Source organism: Streptomyces sp. NPDC047974, from assembly GCF_040653375.1.
In the GTDB taxonomy this organism is placed as follows: Bacteria; Actinomycetota; Actinomycetes; order Streptomycetales; family Streptomycetaceae; genus Streptomyces.
Window position 1 is genome coordinate 115289 of the sequence record NZ_JBEZNU010000004.1, and the last position, 20587, is coordinate 135875.

General features: G+C 74.4%; 17 protein-coding genes and 1 pseudogene. 7 read left to right on the forward strand and 11 right to left on the reverse strand.

Annotation, left to right across the window (positions count from 1 at the left end; all coding sequences use genetic code 11):
* Positions 1–11 precede the first annotated feature (11 nt).
* The 6 genes and pseudogenes from AB0E19_RS08290 to AB0E19_RS08315 form a co-directional block, all read right to left on the reverse strand.
* Positions 12–941, reverse strand: a pseudogene (locus tag AB0E19_RS08290) (RNA polymerase sigma factor); the annotation flags it as partial.
* Between the two features lie 200 nt (positions 942–1141).
* Positions 1142–3031, reverse strand: coding sequence for a DNA primase (gene dnaG / locus AB0E19_RS08295; RefSeq protein WP_362175216.1), 1890 nt, complete (start codon positions 3029–3031; stop codon positions 1142–1144).
* Between the two features lie 55 nt (positions 3032–3086).
* Positions 3087–4346: an FAD-dependent oxidoreductase gene (locus tag AB0E19_RS08300; RefSeq protein WP_362175219.1), complete on the reverse strand. Its 1260-nt coding sequence runs from the start codon at positions 4344–4346 to the stop codon at positions 3087–3089.
* A 128-nt stretch (positions 4347–4474) separates the two neighbouring features.
* Positions 4475–5776, reverse strand: a complete 1302-nt coding sequence (locus tag AB0E19_RS08305; RefSeq protein ID WP_362175222.1) for a deoxyguanosinetriphosphate triphosphohydrolase — start codon at positions 5774–5776, stop codon at positions 4475–4477.
* A gap of 35 nt (positions 5777–5811) precedes the next feature.
* Positions 5812–6762, reverse strand: coding sequence for a sirohydrochlorin chelatase (locus tag AB0E19_RS08310; RefSeq protein WP_362175225.1), 951 nt, complete (start codon positions 6760–6762; stop codon positions 5812–5814).
* A 248-nt stretch (positions 6763–7010) separates the two neighbouring features.
* Positions 7011–7709: a hypothetical protein gene (locus AB0E19_RS08315; protein WP_362175228.1), complete on the reverse strand. Its 699-nt coding sequence runs from the start codon at positions 7707–7709 to the stop codon at positions 7011–7013.
* Positions 7710–7784: 75 nt separating this feature from the next.
* On the opposite strand from AB0E19_RS08315, the gene AB0E19_RS08320 reads away from it, so the two are divergent.
* The 3 genes from AB0E19_RS08320 to AB0E19_RS08330 all read left to right on the forward strand — a co-directional run bounded on the left by AB0E19_RS08320 (position 7785) and on the right by AB0E19_RS08330 (position 11392).
* Positions 7785–8507, forward strand: a complete 723-nt coding sequence (locus tag AB0E19_RS08320; RefSeq protein ID WP_362175231.1) for an aquaporin — start codon at positions 7785–7787, stop codon at positions 8505–8507.
* Positions 8508–8553: 46 nt separating this feature from the next.
* Positions 8554–9231, forward strand: a complete 678-nt coding sequence (locus AB0E19_RS08325; RefSeq protein ID WP_360606554.1) for an ElyC/SanA/YdcF family protein — start codon at positions 8554–8556, stop codon at positions 9229–9231.
* Positions 9232–9304: 73 nt separating this feature from the next.
* A complete protein-coding gene (locus tag AB0E19_RS08330) occupies positions 9305–11392 on the forward strand; it encodes a molybdopterin oxidoreductase family protein (RefSeq protein WP_362175236.1) in 2088 nt (695 codons plus the stop codon).
* 13 nt (positions 11393–11405) lie between these two features.
* Here the strand turns inward: AB0E19_RS08330 and cutA are convergent, their stop codons facing one another.
* From cutA to AB0E19_RS08350, 4 genes are read right to left on the reverse strand one after another with little or no spacing between them, the layout of a single operon-like run.
* Complete coding sequence (gene cutA / locus AB0E19_RS08335; RefSeq protein ID WP_362175239.1) at positions 11406–12125, reverse strand: divalent cation tolerance protein CutA; 720 nt, start codon at positions 12123–12125, stop codon at positions 11406–11408.
* Entirely contained in the window at positions 12122–13993 is a 1872-nt protein-coding gene (locus AB0E19_RS08340; protein ID WP_362175242.1) for an ABC transporter ATP-binding protein, read from the reverse strand. Before AB0E19_RS08340 ends, cutA begins: the two co-directional genes overlap by 4 nt.
* Positions 13990–15747, reverse strand: coding sequence for an ABC transporter ATP-binding protein (locus AB0E19_RS08345; protein ID WP_362175245.1), 1758 nt, complete (start codon positions 15745–15747; stop codon positions 13990–13992). The genes AB0E19_RS08340 and AB0E19_RS08345 overlap by 4 nt, the downstream gene beginning before the upstream one ends.
* A 9-nt stretch (positions 15748–15756) precedes the next feature.
* Positions 15757–16356: an NAD(P)H-dependent oxidoreductase gene (locus tag AB0E19_RS08350; protein WP_362175247.1), complete on the reverse strand. Its 600-nt coding sequence runs from the start codon at positions 16354–16356 to the stop codon at positions 15757–15759.
* Between the two features lie 90 nt (positions 16357–16446).
* On the opposite strand from AB0E19_RS08350, the gene AB0E19_RS08355 reads away from it, so the two are divergent.
* From AB0E19_RS08355 to AB0E19_RS08370, 4 genes are all read left to right on the forward strand, one after another.
* Positions 16447–17259: an aminotransferase class IV gene (locus AB0E19_RS08355; RefSeq protein WP_362175250.1), complete on the forward strand. Its 813-nt coding sequence runs from the start codon at positions 16447–16449 to the stop codon at positions 17257–17259.
* A gap of 9 nt (positions 17260–17268) precedes the next feature.
* Complete coding sequence (locus AB0E19_RS08360) at positions 17269–18075, forward strand: sporulation protein (protein ID WP_362175253.1); 807 nt, start codon at positions 17269–17271, stop codon at positions 18073–18075.
* Positions 18076–18422: 347 nt separating this feature from the next.
* On the forward strand, positions 18423–18935 hold the full coding sequence (locus AB0E19_RS08365; RefSeq protein ID WP_362175256.1) for a hypothetical protein: 513 nt from the start codon (positions 18423–18425) through the stop codon (positions 18933–18935).
* Positions 18936–19019: 84 nt separating this feature from the next.
* Positions 19020–19640 carry a class F sortase gene (locus tag AB0E19_RS08370; RefSeq protein ID WP_362175259.1) on the forward strand — a complete coding sequence of 207 codons (621 nt, stop codon included), beginning with the start codon at positions 19020–19022 and terminating at the stop codon, positions 19638–19640.
* 10 nt (positions 19641–19650) lie between these two features.
* On the opposite strand, the gene AB0E19_RS08375 is transcribed toward AB0E19_RS08370, so the two are convergent.
* Entirely contained in the window at positions 19651–20436 is a 786-nt protein-coding gene (locus tag AB0E19_RS08375; RefSeq protein ID WP_362175262.1) for a TSUP family transporter, read from the reverse strand.
* Between the last annotated feature and the right edge of the window lie 151 nt (positions 20437–20587).

A 20587-nucleotide genomic window follows, 5' to 3' on the forward strand; every position in this document is an offset into this window, starting at 1 on the left:
TTCGCGCGTCCTCAGTCCAGGTAGCCGCGCAGCTGGTCCGCGTAGGTGTGGTCCCGCAGCTTGGAGAGGGTCTTGGACTCGATCTGGCGGATCCGTTCGCGGGTGACGCCGAAGAGCTGCCCGATCTCCTCCAGGGTGCGGGGGCGGCCGTCGTCGAGGCCGTAGCGGAGCTGGACGACCTTGCGCTCGCGCTCGCCGAGGGTGGACAGGACGTCCTCCAGGTGGCGGCGGAGCAGCAGGAAGGCGGCGGACTCGACGGGCGAGGCGGCGTCGCCGTCCTCGATGAGGTCGCCGAGGTCGACGTCCTCCTCCTCGCCGACGGGCGTGTGCAGGGAGACGGGTTCCTGGGCGAGGCGGAGGACCTCGACGACCCGCCCCGGGGTGAGGTCGAGGTGGGCGGCGACCTCCTCGGCGGTGGGCTCGGTGCCGCGTTCCTGGAGGAGGTGGCGCTGGACGCGGATGACCCGGTTGATGAGCTCGACGACGTGGACGGGGACGCGGATGGTCCGGGCCTGGTCGGCGAGGGCCCGGGACATCGCCTGGCGGATCCACCAGGTGGCGTAGGTGGAGAACTTGTAGCCGCGGGCGTAGTCGAACTTCTCGACGGCCCGGATGAGGCCGAGGTTGCCCTCCTGGACGAGGTCGAGCATGGTCAGGCCGCGGCCCACGTACCGCTTGGCGACGGAGACGACGAGCCGCAGGTTCGCCTCGATCAGCTTCCGCTTGGCGATCCGGCCGAGGACGACGAGCCGGTCGAGGTCGTAGGCGAGCTGCGAGTCGAGGTCGGGGGTGCGGGCCAGTTTCTCCTCGGCGAAGAGGCCGGCCTCGACGCGGCGGGCCAGGTCCACCTCCTCCTCGGCGGTGAGGAGGGGGATGCGGCCGATCTCGCGGAGGTACTGGCGGAAGAGGTCGGCGGAGGGGCCGTTGCCGCCGGGGTCGGTGGCGCGGCGCCGCTGGGCCGGGACCTCGGGGAGCGGGGGCAGTTCGTCCGGTTCGGTGGTCTGGATCTCGGTCTGCACGGCGGGCGACCTCCAGGAGGGGCGGAACGGCTCCGTCACCCGGCCCAGTGTGGGGTACGACACATCGCCGCCACGAGGGGCGTGCGGTGACTTTTTGAGTCCGGTCCGTGACCGAACGTGCCTCAGAGCGCGGCGGCGCCGTGCGCTTGCAGCGCCGCTCTGTACTGCTGGAGGACGAAGAGCTCCTGCGATGCGGCGGCCACCTGCTCCGGGCTCGTGTGCCCCAGTCGCTTCAACGCGGCGTTGAGCTGCTCGATGCGGCGCTCCACCGCACGGAGCCGGACCATGACCAGCTGGGTGGACGCGTAGACCTCGTCCACCCCCTTGGCCACGAGGATCCCCTCCACGACGAGCTCGCGCACGAGGGCGCGGACCGTGTCGTCGGGTGCGGCTTCGAGGACGGCGTCCACATAGTCGGCGGGGGCACCGTCGGCACCGCCCGCGTCCTGGATGCACTGCCGTACGGCGGCGTACGGCGGTGCGGTGAACTCGTCCACCCCGTACGCGTCGAAGAAGGGGGAGACCAGTTCGGGCCGTTGCAGCGCGAGCTTGAGGAGTTCCCGCTCGGTACGGTGGGCGGCACTGCGCAGGTTGAGCGCGGGCCCGGCAGGCGCTGTGGGGGCCTGCACGTCGTCGTACGAACGCTGCCGCCGCGCCGCGGGCTGCGAAGGGCCACCCTTGCCGCGCTGCCACTGGGCGATCTGACTGATCCGCCGTACGACGAACTGGTCCTCCATGATGCCGAGCAGGCCCGCGAGCTTGACCGCGACCCGCTGGCGTACCGACAGGTCCTTCAGCTTCGCGACGATCGGAGCCGCTTCGTCCAAGGCGGCAGCCTGCCCCGCCGGGGTGTCCAGGTCGTAGCGGTTCACGATCTGGCGGAGGGCGAACTCGAAGAGCGGGGTGCGGGGCTCGACCAGGTCGGCGACGGCGTCGTCGCCCTTGGCGAGGCGCAGCTCGCAGGGGTCCATGCCGTCGGGGGCGATGGCGATGTACGTCTCGGCGGCGAACTTCTGGTCGTCCTCGAAGGCGCGCAGGGCGGCCTTCTGGCCGGCGGCGTCGCCGTCGAAGGTGAAGATCACGCGGGCCGAGCCGTTGTCCATGAGGAGCCGGCGGAGGATCTTGATGTGCTCGCCGCCGAAGGCGGTGCCGCAGGTGGCGATGGCGGTGGTGACGCCGGCCAGGTGGCAGGCCATGACGTCGGTGTAGCCCTCGACGACGACGGCCCGGCTGGTCTTGGCGATCTCCTTCTTGGCGAGGTCGACGCCGTAGAGCACCTGGGACTTCTTGTAGACCGGGGTCTCGGGGGTGTTGAGGTACTTGGGGCCGTTGTCGTCCTCGCGCAGACGGCGGGCGCCGAAGCCGACGATCTCGCCGCCGACGTCCCGGATGGGCCACATCAGGCGGCCGCGAAAGCGGTCGATGGGGCCCCTGCGGCCTTCCTGGGAGAGGCCGGAGACGATCAGTTCCTTGTCGGAGAAGCCCTTGCCGCGCAGGAAGCGGGTGAGGTGGTCCCAGCCGGCCGGGGAGTAGCCGACGCCGAAGTGCTCGGCGGCGGCCTGGTCGAAGCCGCGCTCGGCGAGGAACTTCCGGCCGATCTCAGCCTCGGGCGAGGCGAGTTGGGCGACGTAGAACTCGGCGGCGACCTTGTGGGCCTCGATCAGGCGGATGCGCTCGCCGCGCTGGTGGCCGGGGTTGTAGCCGCCCTCCTCGTAGCGGAGGGTGATGCCCGCCTTGGCGGCGAGGCGCTCGACCGTCTCCGAGAAGGAGAGGTGGTCGATCTTCATCACGAAGGCGATGGTGTCGCCGCCCTCCTGGCAGCCGAAGCAGTGGAAGAGTCCCTTGCTGGGGCTGACCTGGAAGGAGGGCGACTTCTCGTCGTGGAAGGGGCAGAGTCCCTTGAGGTTCCCGCCGCCGGCGTTGCGGAGCTGGAGGTACTCGGACACCACGGAGTCGATCGGGACCGCGTCCCGGACCGCCTTCACGTCGTCATCGTTGATCCTGCCTGCCACGCAGGAAAGTGTACGGGGGTCCGGGGGTCGCCCCCCAGGGATGCCTCCGCCGGGGTCAGGAGAGGCTCTCCAGGGGTACCGACGGGTCGCAGAGGGCGTCCGGGTCCACGGTGGCGCGGGAGCGGATGAGCTTCTGGATCGGCTCTGTGACGTCCCACACGTTCACGTTCATCCCGGCGATCACCCGGCCCTCGTTCAGCCAGAAGGCGATGAACTCGCGCTTGCCGGTGTCGCCCCGGACCACGACCTGGTCGTACGAGCCCGGGGGCGCCCAGCCGGAGTACTCCATGCCGAGGTCGTACTGGTCGGTGAAGAAGTACGGGATCCGGTCGTAGGAGACCTCCTGGCCGAGCATGGCGCGGGCGGCGGCGGGGCCGCCGTTGAGGGCGTTGGCCCAGTGCTCGACGCGGATGCGGTGGTGGAGGAAGGGGTGCTCGAAGGCGGCGACGTCGCCGGCGGCGTGGATGTCGGGGTCGGTGGTGCGCAGGGAGGAGTCGACGGCGATGCCGCCGCCGTCGGCGCGGTCGACGAGGGCGAGGCCGGCGTTCTCGGCGAGGGCGGCCCGGGGGGCGGCGCCGACGGCGACGAGGACGGCGTGGGCGGGGTGCTCCTCGCCGTCGTCGGTGCGGACGGCGAGGACCATGCCGTCCTGGCCGGTGATCTCGGTGATGCGGGCGCCGAAGTGGAAGCGGACGCCGTGCTCGGCGTGGAGGTCGGCGAAGAGCTGGCCGAGCTCGGGGCCGAGGACCCGGTGGAGCGCGGTCGGCTCGTACTCGACGACGGTGACCTCGGCGCCGTAGGTGCGGGCGGCGGCCGCGACCTCCAGGCCGATCCAGCCGGCGCCGGCGATGACGAGGTGGCCGTTGTCCCGGCCGAGGGCCTTCAGCTCGTCGCGGAGGCGCTCGGAGTGGGAGAGCCGGCGCAGGTGGTGGACGCCGGCGAGGTCGGTGCCGGGGATGTCGAGGCGGCGGGGCTCGGAGCCGGTGGCGAGGAGCAGCTTGTCGTAGCGGATGACCGTGCCGTCGCCGAGGCGGACGGTGTGGGCGTCCCGGTCGACGGCGGTGACGCTCTGGCCGAGGTGGAGTTCGACGTCGTGGGCGGCGTACCAGGCGGGTTCGTGGACGAGGGTGGAGTCCCGGTCCTTCTTGCCGAGGAGGTAGCCCTTGGAGAGCGGGGGGCGTTCGTAGGGGTGGTCGCGTTCGTCGCCGATGAGGATCACCCGGCCGTTGAAGCCCTCGGCGCGGAGCGTCTCCGCCGCCTTGGCGCCGGCCAGGCCCCCGCCGACGATGACAAAGGTCTGATCTGCGTCGACCACGTTGATTCCTCCTCGTTGCGACCGATTCTCTACGCTACGCCCCCGGGCCCGGCCCCGGTCGCACCGCCCCGGGACGTGCATGCGAGGGTCCCGCACGGCGCCGGAAGGCGAAAGAGGGCGAACGGCCCCTACGGACGCGGGGTTCGGAGGCGGGCGTGCAGGGCGCGGGCGGAGGCGTCGGTGAGGTTGGCGATCTGGTCGACGATCACCCGCTTGCGGGAACGGTCGTCGGGCGCGGCGGCGAAGAGGGCGCGGAACTGCGGTTCGAGGCCGTCGGGGGCGCGGGCGACGAGCGCCTCGGCGAGTTCGGCGACGACGATCCGCTGGTCGGCGCGGAGCGCCTCCTGCTCGGCGCGCTGCATCACGTACCGGTCGGCGACGGCCTTGAGGACGGCGCACTCGTTGCGGGTGGCGCGGGGGACGACGAGTTCGGCGCCGTAGCGGGTGAGGCGGCCGGTGCCGTACGCCTGCCGGGTGGCGCCCTCGGCGGCGAGGCAGAAGCGGCCGATGAGCTGGCTGGTGGCGTCCTTGAGGCGGGCCTGGGCGGCGGCGGAGCCGTCGTAGCCGTGCGGCCACCAGTTCTGGTCGAGGAGCCGGTCGAGGGCTTCGGCGAGTTCGGCGGGGTCGGTGTCGTCGGGGACGTAGCGGCCGAGGGCGACGGCGAAGACGTCGGCGCGCTCGGGCTCGGCGTAGAGGAGGTTGGGGTCGATGTGGCCGGCGTGCAGGCCGTCCTCGAAGTCGTGGACGGAGTAGGCGACGTCGTCGGACCAGTCCATGACCTCGGCCTCGAAGCACTTGCGCTGGTCGGGGGCGCCGCGCCGGATCCACTCGAAGACGGGCAGGTCGTCCTCGTACACGCCGAACTTGGACGAGCCGGGGTCGGTGGGGTGGTCGCCGCGCGGCCAGGGGTACTTGGTGGCGGCGTCGAGGGCGGCGCGGGTGAGGTTGAGGCCGACGGAGACGGGCTCGCCGTCGGGGCCGGGGACGAAGCGCTTGGGCTCGATGCGGGTGAGGAGGCGGAGCGACTGGGCGTTGCCCTCGAAGCCGCCGCAGTCCTTGGCGACGTCGTTGAGCGCCTGTTCGCCGTTGTGCCCGAAGGGCGGGTGGCCCATGTCGTGGGAGAGGCAGGCGGCTTCGACGAGGTCGGGGTCGCAGCCGAGGGCGGCGCCGAGCTCGCGGCCGACCTGGGCGCACTCCAGGGAGTGGGTGAGCCGGGTGCGGGGGCTGGCGTCCCACGCGTACCCGCGCGTGCCGGGGGTGACGACCTGGGTCTTCCCGGCGAGCCTGCGCAGGGCGGCGGAGTGCAGCACGCGGGCGCGGTCGCGCTGGAAGGCGGTACGGCCGGGGCGCTTGTCGGGCTCGGCCGCCCAGCGCTCGGTGGCGGTCGGGTCGTACCCGGGGGTCTCGCTGGTGCCGTCGTAGCCTGCCATGCCTCGACGGTAACCGGCGGGACCGACAAAAGGGTTCAGATGGCGGCGAGTTCCCGCGAGGGAGTGGCGGGGGCGGCGGGGCGCCCGGTGCGGGCCCGGGCGGCACCGTCGTAGCGATGCAGGACCAGCCGGGCGAGGGCCGGGTGGGCGCCGAGCGGATCGGCGGCGATCCAAGGGGCGTGGGCGGCGGCGCGGGCGGCGAAGAGGCCGGGGGCGGTGAAGCAGGAGGCGACGGCGATCCGGTGGCGGCCGCGGGCGGTGAGCGCGGCGACGGCCTCGGGGACGGTGGGGGCGGCGGCGGAGGCGTACGCGGCGACGACCGGCGTCCCGCCGAGGCGTTCGCCGAGGTCGGCGGCGATCCGGCGGAGGGTCGCGGCGGAGCGGGGGTCGCGGGAGCCGGCGGAGGCGAGGACGACGCCGGTGGTGCGGGAGGCGGAGTCGGCGGGCATCCAGCCGGCCTCGGCGAGCCGGTCGGCGAGCGCCTCGACGAGCAGCGGGTGCGGGCCGAGGGGTCCGGCGACGCGGGCCCGGAGGCCGGGGACGGCGGCGAGGGCGGCGGGCAGGTCGTGGGTGACGTGGTACCCGGGGGCGAGGAGGAGCGGGACGAGCACCGCCTCGCGCCCCTCGGCGGCGAGGCCCGCGAGGGTGTCGTCGAGGAGCGGCGCGTCGAGCTCGATGTGGGCGAGCCGCACGTCGAGCCCGGGACGCAGCTCACGGACCCGCCCGAGGAGCCGCGCGAGCGCGGCCCGCGCGCGCGGGTCCCGGCTGCCGTGGCCTACGGCGACGAGCACGGGAGCCGGGCGCCCGACCGCTCCGACCGGCGCACCGGCGCCGGACCGGGTGACGGTGGCGGCGCCGGGCCGGGGGCCGGTGGCCGGCCGGGGGTCGGTGCCGGTGCCGGACGGCCGGGTGTCGGTGCCGGATCGGGAACGGGCGCCGGGCCGGGGGCCGGGGGCGGTGCCGGGGAGCTGTGCGAACGGCTGCATGGGCGGCGTACCTCCTGCTCGGGCTTCGCCGCCGGGGCGCCGTAGGGACGCACCCGGCGGAGCTGGAGTCCGAGCTGCTGCGCGACCCGCCCCAGAAGGGAGGCGGCGTCCGCGAACGTGCTGTCCGGCTCCGTCATGGACCGATCCTGGCCCCGGCACGTTGCCTGCCCGTTGCGCGCCGGTCACGGCTCTTTTCCAGGACCGCACACGGGTGTTTCACCGGGCTCACGCGCGCGCGGGGGCCGCTGTCAGGCGGCGAGCCAGACGCGGAGGGGGCCGAGCTCCGTGAAGCCGGCGGCGAGGGCCGGGGCCAGGTCGTCGCCGGACTCGTAGCCGACGACGGGCACGGCGGGGTCGGCGGCGGCGAGGGCGGCGGCCCAGACGGCGACCGGGTCGGTGCCGTCGGCGGTGAAGAGGTTGGAGACGCCGGTGGCGCCGGCTCCGGTGGAGAGGACGGCCCCGCCGACGATCCGGCCGTCGGCTCCGGGGACGGCGAGGACGGTGACGGCCGGGTCGCCGAGGAGGGCCGGGCGGAAGAGGGCGGCCTCGTCGGCGTCGCCGCCGCTCCAGGCGTGCGCCCAGGCGGCGAGGGCCTCGGGGGTGCCGGCGCGGGTCCAGGAGGGGGCCGGGACGGCCGGGGCGCCGGCCGGGCGGCCGATCCAGGTGGCGTCGAAGAGCGGCCGGAAGCCCTCGGGGGCGAGGTCGAGGCGCGCGTAGGAGTCCTTGACGGAGGCGCCGGGCCCGGTCAGGTCGATGCCCGTGACGACGTCGGCGGCGGTCGCGTCCGCGGCGAGGGACACGGCGTCGGGGTAGTACAGCGGGGTGCGGTGGGGGCTGGTCCAGGCGCGGGGGCCGGTGGCGGTGGTGAGGCCGTGGGCCCGGCACATGCTCCCGCACCACTCGGCGTTGTTCCGCACGGCGGCGGTCAGCAGCTCGTCGTTGATCACCGCCGGATCGTACGGAAGCCCCGCCCCTCTCCTCCCCTCTTTTTTCATTCCGAATCACGGAATATCTTTTCCATTATGAGAATGTCCCCCGCGTCGCTCCCCCGGCGCGTCACCGCCGAGTTCACCGGCACCGCCGCCCTCGTCGCCGTGATCGTCGGCTCCGGCCTCCGCGCCGACTCCCTCAGCCAGGACATCGGGGTCCGGCTGCTCGCCAACGCCACCGCCTCCGCCCTCGGCCTCGGGCTGCTGATCGCGCTCCTCGGGCCGCTCTCCGGCGCCCACTTCAACCCCGTCGTCACCCTCTCCGAGTGGTGGGGCCGCCGCCGCGAGCAGGAGGGCCGCGAGGTCCTCGCCTACGTCACCGCCCAGGTCGCCGGCGCGGTCGCCGGCGCCCTGCTCGCCGAGGCGATGTTCGGCCGGGCGCCCGGCTCCTGGTCCACCGAGCCGCGCGCCGCGCTCCACCTGCTGCTCGGCGAGGCCGTCGCCACCGCCGGGCTCGTCCTCGTCGTCCAGGGCCTGCGGCACATCGGCCGCCCCCAGCTGGCCCCGGTCGCCGTCGCCGGGTACATCGGCGCCGCCATCTGGTTCACCTCCTCCGGCTCCTTCGCCAACCCGGCGGCCACCGTCGGCCGCTCCCTGACCGACTCCTTCACCGGCATCGCCCCCGCCTCTGTGCCCGCCTACGCCGCCGCCCAGCTCCTCGGGATGCTGCTCGGGATGGGGCTGGCGAGTGTGCTGTACGGAACAGACGGCGGCGGGACCGAACCGCGGCAGGCTCCCGCGCGTCGGACCGGGTGACGCCCCGTCCCCTTCCCGCCCTCTCCCCGCCCTGGAGGCACAGCCGATGCAGGTCCGGTTCCCCCGCACCGTCCGGGCCCGCCGCCGCACCGTCCAGGCCGTGATGGCCGCCGCCGTCCTGGCCCTCGCCCCCGCGACCTGGATGCACACCGCCGCCGCCGGCAAGCTGCGGACCACCGCCGACGTGCCCGCCCGGGACGTCGCCGTGGTCTTCGGCGCCGGACTGTGGAACGGCCGCCCGACGCCGTACCTCGCCCACCGGCTCGACACGGCCGCCGAGCTCTACCGCACCGGCAAGGTGCGGGTCCTCCTCGTCACCGGCGACAACAGCCGGACCGCATACGACGAACCGAGCGCCATGCGCGCCTACCTGACGGCCCGGGGCGTCCCGGACGAGAAGGTCGTCAGCGACTACGCGGGCTTCGACACCTGGGACAGCTGCGTCCGGGCCCGGAAGGTCTTCGGCGTCGACCGGGCCGTCCTCGTCACCCAGGACTTCCACGTCAAGCGGGCCGTCGCCCTCTGCGAGCGGGCCGGGGTGGCCTCGTACGGCGTCGGTGTGGCCGAACCGCACGACACCACCTGGTACTACGGCACCACCCGCGAGCTCCTCGCCGCCGGGAAGGCCGCCCTCGACGCCGCCGTCCGCCCCGACCCGCACTTCCTCGGCCCCCGGGAGCCCGGGGTGGCGGAGGCCCTCGCCTCACCCCGCACCACCCCGTGACCTGAGCGGAGAGCACCGCGCCCGTAATACGGGGCGCCGCCGCCCGTAACACGCCCGACGCACCCTGGACGGCATGTCCGACGCCACCGCGGTCCCCACCCACTGCCCCTACTGCGCCCTGCAGTGCGGCATGAAGCTCCGCCCGACCGGCACGGCGGAGCTGCCCGCCGAGGTGGTCGAGCGGACCGACTTCCCGGTCAACCGGGGCGCGCTGTGCGGCAAGGGCCGCACCGCCCCCTCCGTACTCTCCTCCCGGGTCAGGCTCACCGAGCCCCTGGTCCGCCGCCCTGACTCCGGGGCGCTCGAACCGGCCTCCTGGGAGGAGGCACTCTCCGCCGTCGCCGAGGGGCTTCGCCGGACCCGCGCCGACCACGGCCCCGACGCCGTGGGGGTCTTCGGCGGCGGCGGACTCACCAACGAGAAGGCGTACACGCTGGGGAAGTTCGCCCGGCTGGTGCTCGCCACCTCGCAGATCGACTACAACGGCCGCTTCTGCATGTCCTCGGCGGCCGCCGCCCACCAGCGGGCCTTCGGGCTCGACCGCGGTCTGCCCTTCCCGCTGGAGGACATCCCGAAGACCGGCTGTGTGATCCTCGTCGGCTCCAACCTCGCCGAGACCATGCCGCCCGCCCTGCGCTACCTCACCGAGCTGCGGGAGAACGGCGGGAAGCTGATCGTCGTCGACCCGCGCCGCACCCGCACCGCCGAACAGGCCGACCTCCACCTCGCCCCCCGCCCCGGCACCGACCTCGCGCTCGCCCTCGGCCTGCTCCACCTGGTCGTCGCCGAGGGCCGCGTCGACGAGGAGTTCGTCGCCGGGCGCACCGCCGGCTGGGAGGCCGCCCGGGCCGGCGCGATGGCCCACTGGCCCGAGCACGTCGAGCGGATCACCGGCATCCCCGTGCCCGCCCTGCGCGAGGCCGTCGCGCTGTTCTGCGACGCCCCCACGGGCATGGTGCTCACCGCGCGCGGCCCCGAGCAGCAGTCCAAGGGCACCGACACCGTCGGCGCCTGGATCAACCTCTGCCTCGCCACCGGCCGGGCCGGCCGGCCGCTCTCCGGCTACGGCTGCCTCACCGGCCAGGGCAACGGCCAGGGCGGCCGCGAGCACGGCCAGAAGGCCGACCAGCTGCCCGGCTACCGCAAGCTCGACGACCCCGCCGCCCGCGCCCACGTCGCCGGCGTGTGGGGCGTCGCCCCCGAGACCCTGCCGGGGCCGGGCCGCAGCGCCTACGAACTCCTCGACGCGCTCGGCGGCGAGGTGCGGTCCCTGCTCCTGATGGGCTCCAACCCGGTCGTCTCCGCGCCGCGCGCCGCGCACGTCGAGGAGCGGCTGCGCTCGCTGGACTTCCTCGCCGTCGCCGACGTGGTCCTCTCCGAGACCGCCGCGCTCGCCGACGTCGTCCTGCCGGTGACCCAGTGGGCCGAGGAGACCGGCACCATGACCAACCTGGAGGGGCGGGTGCTGCTGCGCCGCCGCGCCCTCACCCCGCCGGAGGGGGTGCGCACCGACCTGGAGGTGCTGCACGCGCTCGCCGGGCGGCTCGGCTGGGAGAAGGGCTTCCCCACCGACCCGGAGGAGGTCTTCGAGGAGCTGCGGCGGGCCTCCGCCGGCGGCCCCGCCGACTACGCGGGGATCAGCTACCGGCGGATCGAGGAGGAGCAGGGCGTCTTCTGGCCGTGCCCGGAGGAGGGCCACGACGGCACGCCCCGGCTCTTCCTCGACCGGTTCGCGACCGCCGACGGGCGGGCCCGCTTCGTGCCGGTGACGCACCGGCCCGCCGCCGAGGAGACCGACGCGGAGTACCCGGTGGTCCTCACCACCGGCCGGGTCGTCTCGCAGTACCAGTCCGGGGCGCAGACCCGGCGGGTCGCGGAGCTGAACGCCGCCGCGCCCGGCCCCTTCGTGGAGCTGCACCCGCGGCTCGCGGAGCGGATCGGGGTCGCGGAGGGCGAACCGGTGGCGGTGGTCTCGCGGCGCGGGCGGGCGGTGGCACCGGCCCGGATCACCGGCGCGATCCGCCCGGACACCGTCTTCATGCCCTTCCACTGGTACGGGGAGGGGCGGGCGAACACCCTGGTCAACCCGGCGCTCGACCCGGTCTCCCGGATGCCCGAGTTCAAGGTGTGCGCGGTGCGTCTGGAACCGGTCGCGACGTGACCGGCCGGCCGGTCTACGGCCGGTCGAACCAGTCGCCGCTCTCGATGACCGGGCCGAGGGGGGCGTCCGGGGACGCCACGAACACCCAGGCGGACACCTCCGCCCCGTCCTCCGTCCGGACGACGTCCATGGCCACCCGCTCGTAGCCGACGGGCAGCTCCAGGCGGTCGAGCAGGCCGAACAGGTCGCCGTAGTCGCCGGACGAGGGCGTCAGCAGCGAGCCGATCACCCGGCCGCCGGCCTGCGGCACGACGTACGGGTAGCCGGGCCCGTCGTGCAGGACCGCGCCGGGCAGCACGGCGGCCGCCTCGGTGCCGATCCGGCCGGCGAGGAACCGGTCGTGGTTGTACCCGCCCGGGCGCAGCGTCCCGTACACGAAGAACGGCCGCTCGTCCCGGGCCGGGGTCTCCGGCTCGACGGCGCCCGCCGTCTCGTCCTCGACCCAGCGGGCGTACCGCTCGGCCACCCGGGTCACCCGGGTGGCGAGGATCTCGGGCGTCTCGTAGTCGTGCGCGGCGGTGAGATGGGCCTCCAGGGCCCCGTAGCGGGCCTCGGTGGTCTTGAACACCACCTCCCACTCCTCGGTGGTCTCGATCGCGCCCCGCCAGTGGTAGACGGAGGTGACGGGCCCCGAGATCTGCGCGCACGCGGCGAGCCGGGCCTCGACGGCGCCGCGCGCCAGGGCATCCGCCTTGGCGCGCGCGTCGGTGGTGGTGCGGACGGTGACGATCACGCCTCCACCGTACGGGCGAACTGTGCCGCGTGCAGCCGGGCGTACGCGCCGCCGCGGGCGAGCAGCTCCTCGTGGGTGCCCTGCTCGGCGATGCCGCCGCCGTCCATGACGACGATGGTGTCGGCGTCCCGGATCGTGGAGAGCCGGTGGGCGACGACGAAGCTGGTGCGGCCGGCCCGCAGGGCGGACATGGCGCGCTGGACGTGCAGTTCGGTGCGGGTGTCGACGGAGCTGGTGGCCTCGTCGAGGACGAGGATCACCGGCTCGGAGAGGAAGGCGCGGGCCAGGGTGACCAGCTGGCGCTCGCCGGCGCTGAGGCCGCCGCCGTCCTCGTCGAGGACGGTGTCGTAGCCGTCGGGCAGGGTGCGGATGAAGCGGTCGGCGTGGACGGCCTCGGCGGCGGCGACGACCCGCTCGCGGGAGACCTCTCCGGGGACCCCGTAGGCGATGTTCTCGGCGATGGTGCCGCCGAAGAGCCAGGTGTCCTGGAGGACCATGCCGATCCCGGAACGCAGCTCCTCCCGGTCCATCCGGGCGGTGTCGACGCCGTCGAGGAGGATCCGGCCGCCGGTGGGCTCGTGGAACCGCAGCAGCAGGTTGACCAGGGTCGTCTTGCCGGCGCCGGTGGGGCCGACGAGGGCGACGGTGCGGCCGGGTTCGACGGTGAGGGAGAGGTCCTCGACGAGCGGCCGGTCCGGCTCGTAGCGGAAGGAGACGTGCTCGAAGACGACCCGCCCGCGCGCCGCGGCGGGCTTCTCGGGGTCGGCCGGGTCCGGGCGCTCCTCCTCGGCGTCGAGGAGGTCGAAGACCCGCTCGGCGGAGGCGACGCCGGACTGGAGCAGGCTCGCCATGGCGGCCACCTGGTTGACCGGGCCGTTGAACTCGTAGGAGTACTGGACGAAGGCCTGGACGTCGCCGACGGTGAGGGTGCCGCTCGCCACCTTCAGGCCGCCGAGGACGGCGATCAGGACGTAGCCGAGGTTGCCGGCAAGGGTGACGGCGGGCTGGACGAGGCCGGAGACGACCTGCGCGCGGAGCCCGGCCCGGTACAGCTCCTCGCCGAGCTCGTCGAAGCGGCGGACGGCCTCGTCGCGGCGGCCGAAGGCGACGACCTCGGTGTGGCCGGTGATGGTCTCCTCGGCGTGGCCGCCGAGCCGGCCGGTGACCGCCCACTGCTTCACGAACTGCGGCTGGGCGCGGCGGGCGACGAGGGCGGCCAGGCCGAGCGAGACGGGCACGGTGCCGAGGGCGACGAGGGCGAGCCCCGGGGAGATCCAGAGCATCATCGCGAGCACCCCGAGGAGGGTGAGGACGGCCCTGATCATCTGGCTGAGCGCCTGCTGGAGGGTCTGGGTGACGTTGTCGACGTCGTTGGTGGCGCGGGAGAGGACCTCGCCGCGCGGCTGTCCGTCGAGGTAGCCGAGCGGCAGCCGGGCCAGCTTGTGCTGGGCCCGTTCGCGCAGCCGGTGGCCGGCCCGCTGGACGACGTCGGTGACGAGCCGCTGCTGGACCCAGGTGAGGAGGGAGACGGCGACGACGGCGACGCCCGCGAGGGCGAGCCGGCGGCCGACGGCGGTGAAGTCGACGCCGCCCGGCCCGGCGGCGCCGGTGAGGACGAGGTCGGTGGCGCGGCCGAGGAGGAGCGGGATCAGGACGGTGAGGCCGACGGCGGCGGCGCCGGTGGCGAGGGCGGCGGCGAGCCGGGCCCGGTCGGGGGCGAGGGTGCGCAGCAGGCGGACGGCGGAGGCGCGGAAGCGGAGGGAGCGCTCCAGGGAGGGCGTGCCGGGGACGCCGGGCCCGCCGCCCGGCTGGGGGGCGGGGCCGCGGCGGGCGGGGGCGGTGGGGCGGGGTGCGGTCGCGGTGGTCACGCGGCGGCCTCCTCGGTGGGCTGGGAGCGGACGATCTCCCGGTAGGTGGGGCTGGTCGCCAGGAGTTCCTCGTGGGTGCCGGTGCCGACGGCGCGGCCCCGGTCGAGGACGACGATCCGGTCGGCGTGGCGGATGGTGGAGACCCGCTGGGCGACGAGGAGGACGGCGGCGTCGGCGGTCTCGCGGCGCAGGGCGGCGCGCAGCCGGGCGTCGGTGGCGTTGTCGAGGGCGGAGAAGGAGTCGTCGAAGAGGTAGAGGCGGGGGCGGGCGACGAGGACCCGGGCGATGGCGAGCCGCTGGCGCTGGCCGCCGGAGAGGTTGGCGCCGCCCTGGCTGACGGGCGCGTCGAGTCCCTGGTCGAGGGCGCGGACGAAGTCGGCGGCCTGGGCGGTCTCCAGGGCGTGCCACAGCTCCTCGTCGGTGGCACCGGGCTTCCCGTACCGCAGGTTGGAGGCGACGGTGCCGGAGAAGAGGTACGGCTTCTGGGGGACGAGCCCGACGGTGGCGGCGGTGACCGCGGGGTCGAGGGCGCGGACGTCGGAGCCGTCGAGGAGGACCCGTCCTTCGGTGGCGTCGAGGAGCCGGGGCACCAGGCCGAGGAGGGTGGACTTGCCGCTGCCGGTGGCGCCGATGACCGCGGTGGTCTCGCCGGGGGCGGCGTGCAGGGTGACGCCGTCGAGGACGGGTGCCTCGGCGCCGGGGTAGCGGAAGGTGACGTCCTGCAGGGTGAGGTGTCCGGAGCCGGGGACGGCGGGAGGGGTGGGGGCGGTCGGGTGCGTGAGGGCGGTCGGGTGCGTGAGGGCGGGGGCGGTGGCGAGGAGTTCGCGGACGCGGGCGGCGCCGGCCTCGGCCCGGGGCAGGTGCATGAGGAGGAAGAGCGCCATCATCACGGACATGGCGGTCTGGAGGAGGTAGCCGAGGAAGGCGACGAGGGTGCCGGCCTGGACGGCGCCGGAGTCGATGCGGTGGGCGCCGGCCCAGACGAGGAGGAGGGTGGTGGCCTCCCAGACCAGCAGGACGACCGGGTACATGACGGCCTGGAGGCGGCCGGCCCTCAGACCGGTGTCGAGGAGGGCGGAGTTGACGCCGGCGAAGCGGGCGCGCTCGTGGCCGTCGCGGACGAAGGCGCGGACGACCCGGACGCCGGTGATCTGCTCGCGCAGCACCCGGGTGACTCCGTCGAGGTGCTCCTGCATGCCGCGGAAGAGGGGCCGCATGCGGAGCACGACGGTGCCGACGGCGAGGGTCATGACGGGGACGAAGAGCAGCAGGACGAGGGCGAGCGGCACGTCCTGGCGCAGGGCCATGGCGAGCCCGCCGACGCAGAGCAGCGGGGCGGCGACCAGCATGGTGAGCGCGAGGACGGCGAAGGTCTGCACCTGCTGGACGTCGTTGGTGGCGCGGGTGATGAGCGAGGCGGTGCCGAAGCGGCCGCGTTCCAGGACGGAGAGGTCCTGGATCCGCCGGAAGACCTCGGAGCGCAGGTCGCGGGCGACGGCGAGGGCGATCCGGGCGGCGGTGTAGGTGACGGCGGCGGCCGCGGCGGCCTGGAGGAGGGTGACGGCGGCCATGACGGCGCCGCCGGACAGCACGCGGCCGGTGTCGCCGCGGAGCACGCCCTCGTCGATGACGCCGGCGTTGAGCGCGGGCAGGGCGAGCGAGGCGAGGCTCTGGACCAGCTGGAGCAGGACGAGTAAGACGAGCCGGGCGCGGTGCGGGCGCAGCCGCCCGGCCAGGAGGCGCAGCAGGGTCATGACGGGTCCTCAGGCGGCGTACGGGCGGACGGACTTGGCGTCGCGCAGGGCGGTCCCCCACCAGGCGAGCTGGTCGAACATGAGCTTGGCGCCGGCCTCGGGACCGGTCGGGTCCTTGAAGCGGCCCTCCTCGTCGAACTGCCCGTGGGCGTTGGGCAGGACGACCCCGTCGCGGACGGTCACGGCGTGCATCTCGGCGTAGACCTGGCGGAGCTGCTCGACGGCCCGGATGCCGCCGGAGATCCCGCCGTAGGAGACGAAGCCGACGGGCTTGGCGCGCCACTGGGTGTAGTGGCGGTCGATGAGGTTCTTGAGGGAGGCGGGGAAGGAGTGGTTGTACTCGGGGGTGAGGACGACGAAGGCGTCGGCGGCCTCCAGGACGGGGGTGACGCGGGCGAGTTCGGCGCGGACGGCGGGGTCGGGGTCGTAGGAGAGGGAGGTGGGGAGGGTGACGTCGGCGAGGTCGAGGACGGTGAGGGCGAAGTCGTCGCGCTCGGCGACGCGGGAGCGGAACCAGTCGGCGATGACGGGGGCGAACCGGCCTTCGCGGTCGCTGGCGACGACGAGGGCGAGGGTCAGGGGGGCGGTGGTGGCGCTGGTGATGTCCATGCCGAGGATCGTGGTACCTCAAGTTTGGTTGAGGTCAAGCACGGATTTCCGGGACCCGTCCGGGCCGTCTTCCGTGACTACGGTGGGGCCATGACGACTTCCCCCCTTCCGGCCCCCGCGCACATCGAGATCGACGGGGTCCCGGCCGCCGATCCCGCCTCCCTCTCGGCGGTGATGGGCGGCTACGGCCACTTCACCGCGATGCAGGTGCGGGACGGCCGGGTGAAGGGCCTCGGCCTGCACCTCGACCGCCTCGACCGGGCCACCCGCGAGCTGTTCGGCGAACCGCTGCCCGGGGAGCGCGTGCGGGAGCTGCTCGCGCGGGCGCTCGGGCGGGCGGGACGACGGGACGCGTCGGCGCGGGTGTACGCGTACGAGCACGGGGCGGGCTTCCTGACGGCGGTCGCCGTCCGCGAGGCCGCGCCCGACGGCCTCGGCGCGCCGCAGCGGCTGACGGCGGTCGACTACCTGCGCCCGGCGGCGCACCTCAAGCACCTGGGCGGCTTCGGGCAGAGGTACCACGGCGACGCGGCGCGCCGGGCGGGCTTCGACGAGGCGCTGCTGACCACGCCGGCGGGCGAGGTCGCGGAGGGCGCGGTCGCCAACATCGCCTTCTGGGACGGCACTTCGCTGGTGTGGCCGACGGCGCCGCACCTCACCGGGATCACCATGGCGCTGCTCGCGCCCCGGCTGCCGTCGGTCCACCGCCCGGTCCCCCTGGACGGGTTGGCGGACTTCCGGGCCGCGTTCACCGCCAACTCGCGGACGATCGCGCCGGTGACGGCGGTCGACGGGGTGGCGTACCCGGTGGACGAGGCGCTGATGGCGCGGGTCCTGGGGGCCTACACGGAGGTGCCGGCCGAGAAGATCGTTTCCGGTGACGGGAGCGATCTCGCCGGTTAGCCTGCGGCCATGGTGTTCAAGAGACTTTTCGGCAATGGCGGCGTTCCGCTGGAGATCGACACGATCATCCCCGACGAGCCGGTCCGTCCGGGCGGCAAGCTGCGCGGCGAGGTCGTCGTCCGCGCCCCCGAACGCGATCTGAAGATCGAGTCGATACGCATGCGGATGGTCGTCAACGCCTCCCTCGCGCACAAGGGGGACGGCGACGGCACGGACGACGGCATGACCGTCTGCTACCCCAGCGCCAGCGGCTGGTTCGAGCTGAAGAAGGGCGAGGAGCGGCGCATCCCGTTCTCCGAGCGCCTGAAGTGGGAGACCCCGCCGAACGAGACGCGCGGCGAGCGGCTCGGCGTCTCGATCGGCGTCCGCACCGAGGTCGAGGCCGTCGGCGTCAAGGCGGCGACGGACCTGGACCCGGTGCGGGTGGAGACGCTGCCGCTGCACGAGGCGGTCCTCGACGCCTTCGAGGCCGAGGGGTACGCCTTCGAGAACTCCCGGGTGTACGAGAACTCGATCGCCCCCTCGGAGTACCACCTGTACCTGTGGCAGGGCTTCCGGCTGAGCGACCGGCGGGGCGGGGAAGGCCGCCCGCAGCGGCTGGAGCTGACCTTCCACACCAACGCGGTCGGCTGCGAGATCTTCCTGCGCCGGTTCCGGCAGAGCGCCGACGGCTACTGGAGGGACAAGCCGCAGCCGCTGCGCTTCGTCGCCGCGCACCACGAGGTCGGGACCCGCGACTTCGGCGCGGACGTCCGCCAGTGGCTGGAGGGCGCCGCGCTGCAGCAGGGCAAGGGCGACGGGGACGACGAGGACTGACGGGCGACGGGGACGACGAGGGCTGACGGGCGACGGGGACGACGAGGGCTGACGGGCGACGGGGACGACGAGGGCTGACGGGCGACGGGGACGACGAGGGCTGACGGGCGGCGGCCGGGGGCTCGGGTGCCCCCTGGGGGACCCGCTCACCCGTTCGGCACGACATGTCAGCTGACGCCTCATAACCAGCTCCGACCTGCGAAAACGCCCTGATTCCAGCCGACGCGCCGCATCGGACGGAGCAATCCTGACGCGCCATCAGCAGGCGGGGGGCGCGCCGGGGCCGTTTGCTCGGTCGTACGGAAGACCGTACGACCGAACGACCGCGCGCCCCGGAGGACCCCACCATGCGCCCCACCACCCGCCTGCTCACCGGAACCGCGCTGACGGTCGTCGCGCTCGGCGCCTTCGCCGCGCCGGCCGCGTACGCGAACAACGACGGACCCGAGACGCTGGAGATCTATCCCTCCACCGCCTCTCCCGGCACCACCGTCACCGTGAACACCCTGGCCTGCGGCAAGAACGGCCACGGCGTCGGTGACGCGAACTCGGTCGGCGCCGGGGAGTTCCAGCTCAGCCCGAGCACGCACAAGGAGGTCGTGGTGGGTCAGTTCACCCTGCCCCAGCACGCCAAGCCCGGGACCCACTGGATCGCCGTCGCCTGCGACAACGGCCGGACCGCCCGCGGCGAGCTGACCGTGAAGCACCGCGAGCCCAGCGGTCATGTCAAGACCGGTGTCGGCGGCAGCATCGGCCCCGACACCGCCCAGGTCACGGCGGGCGCGGCGGTGCTGGCCGCGGCTGCCGTCGGCGGTGTGTGGCTCATGCGGCGCCGGGCGAGCGGCGCCCAGGGCCACTGATCACACCGCCCCGGCCCGCCCCCGCCCGGCTCCCGCACACGGCCGGCCGGGGGCGGGCCCTTCCCCCGATCCCGAGGAAACGACGTGAGCAACAGGAGCAAGGGCTGGGGCATGGCGGTGGCCGCCTGCGTCGGCCTCTGGCTCGTCCAGAACGGTTCGCAGGACGTCACCCCGCCCGTCCCGTCCGCCGCCCAGGCCTTCGCCGCCGGGCCGAGCGTCCACACCGACGCCGCCGCCGACCCGCTGCCGTCGTCCCCGCCGGTGCGGCTGCGCATCCCGGAGACGGACGTGGACGCGCCGATGACCCGGCTCGGCCTCGCCCCGAACGGCTCCCTGGAGGTGCCGCCGGCCGAGGACCGGAACCTCGCCGGCTGGTACGGGGACGGCGTCACGCCCGGCGCCAAGGGCACCGCGATCGTCGCGGGCCACGTGGACAACGCCGGCGGCCCCGCCGTCTTCTACACGCTCGGCGCCCTGAAGAAGGGGCACCGGATCGAGATCGACCGGGAGGACGGGAAGACGGCCGTCTTCACCGTCGACGCCGTCGAGGTCTACGACAACGACGCCTTCCCCGACGAGAAGGTGTACGGCGCCACCGACCGCGCCGAGCTCCGCGTCATCACCTGCGGCGGCGGCTTCTCCGAGAAGGGCGGCGGCTACCAGGGCAACGTGGTCGCCTTCGGGCACCTCATCGGCGTGCGCTGAGCCGGCGGCCTCACGCCCACTGGTCCCAGCCCAGCTTCGCCGCCATCGACAGGACCACCACGAGGAGCACCCCCCGGACGAAGCCCGAGCCCTTGCTCAGCGCCATCCGGGCGCCGGCCATCCCGCCGGCCAGGTTGAAGGCCGCCATGAGTGCGGCCAGCTGCCAGTAGACGGTGCCCTGGTAGGCGAACATGGCGAGCGCGCCCCCGTTGGTGCAGACGTTGACGATCTTGGCGGTGGCGGAGGCCGTCACCAGGTCGAGGTGGAGCACGGCGGTCAGCGCGAGCACCAGGAACGTGCCGGTGCCGGGCCCGAACAGACCGTCGTAGAAGCCGATCCCGCCGCCGACGACGACGATCGCCGTGACGACCCGGGCCCGGGTGAGCGGCGCCCGGTCCTCGCCCTCCGGGCGCGCCCCGAACGAGGGCTTCAGGATCACGAACGCCGCCACCGCGACGAGCACCACGATGATCAGCGGCCGCAGGACCTCCTCGTCGACCGCGGTCGTGAACAGCGCTCCGGCCGACGACCCCACGACGGCCGCGAGCCCGACCCGTACCGCCGTCCGCACCGGCACCCTCGTCTTGCGGGCGTAGGTGATCGCCGCGCCCGTCGTGCCGACGATCGAGACCGCCTTGTTGGTGCCGGTGACATAGGGGTACGAGGCGTTCGGCAGCCCGATCAGCAACGCGGGCATGAGCAGCAGCCCGCCACCGCCGACCACGGCGTCGATCCAGCCCGCGACGAGCGCGGCCAGGCACAGCAGGACGAGGGTGGTGAGGGTGATGTCGGGCATGACTGCGACCCTAGGGACGAGATCGTTGGCCCCGCCATCGATCGCCCGAATCTTGAGCAAGCTCTGAGCTTGGGGCGGCCCCGCGCCCTCACAGCCCGCCCCCTCCCCCTCGGAGATCAGCGTTCCGTGCGGGAAACAGTCGGGATGCCAC

Bases quoted from the DNA above. Each gene is read 5' to 3' on its own strand.
- AB0E19_RS08305 (WP_362175222.1), bottom strand. From the start codon at position 5,776: ATGGCAGGCTACGACGGCACCAGCGAGACCCCCGGGTACGACCCGACC.
- AB0E19_RS08310 (WP_362175225.1), bottom strand. From the start codon at position 6,762: ATGCAGCCGTTCGCACAGCTCCCCGGCACCGCCCCCGGCCCCCGGCCC.
- AB0E19_RS08320 (WP_362175231.1), top strand. From the start codon at position 7,785: ATGAGAATGTCCCCCGCGTCGCTCCCCCGGCGCGTCACCGCCGAGTTC.
- AB0E19_RS08325 (WP_360606554.1), top strand. From the start codon at position 8,554: ATGCAGGTCCGGTTCCCCCGCACCGTCCGGGCCCGCCGCCGCACCGTC.
- AB0E19_RS08330 (WP_362175236.1), top strand. From the start codon at position 9,305: ATGTCCGACGCCACCGCGGTCCCCACCCACTGCCCCTACTGCGCCCTG.
- AB0E19_RS08345 (WP_362175245.1), bottom strand. From the start codon at position 15,747: ATGACCCTGCTGCGCCTCCTGGCCGGGCGGCTGCGCCCGCACCGCGCC.
- AB0E19_RS08350 (WP_362175247.1), bottom strand. From the start codon at position 16,356: ATGGACATCACCAGCGCCACCACCGCCCCCCTGACCCTCGCCCTCGTC.
- AB0E19_RS08355 (WP_362175250.1), top strand. From the start codon at position 16,447: ATGACGACTTCCCCCCTTCCGGCCCCCGCGCACATCGAGATCGACGGG.
- AB0E19_RS08360 (WP_362175253.1), top strand. From the start codon at position 17,269: ATGGTGTTCAAGAGACTTTTCGGCAATGGCGGCGTTCCGCTGGAGATC.
- AB0E19_RS08365 (WP_362175256.1), top strand. From the start codon at position 18,423: ATGCGCCCCACCACCCGCCTGCTCACCGGAACCGCGCTGACGGTCGTC.
- AB0E19_RS08375 (WP_362175262.1), bottom strand. From the start codon at position 20,436: ATGCCCGACATCACCCTCACCACCCTCGTCCTGCTGTGCCTGGCCGCG.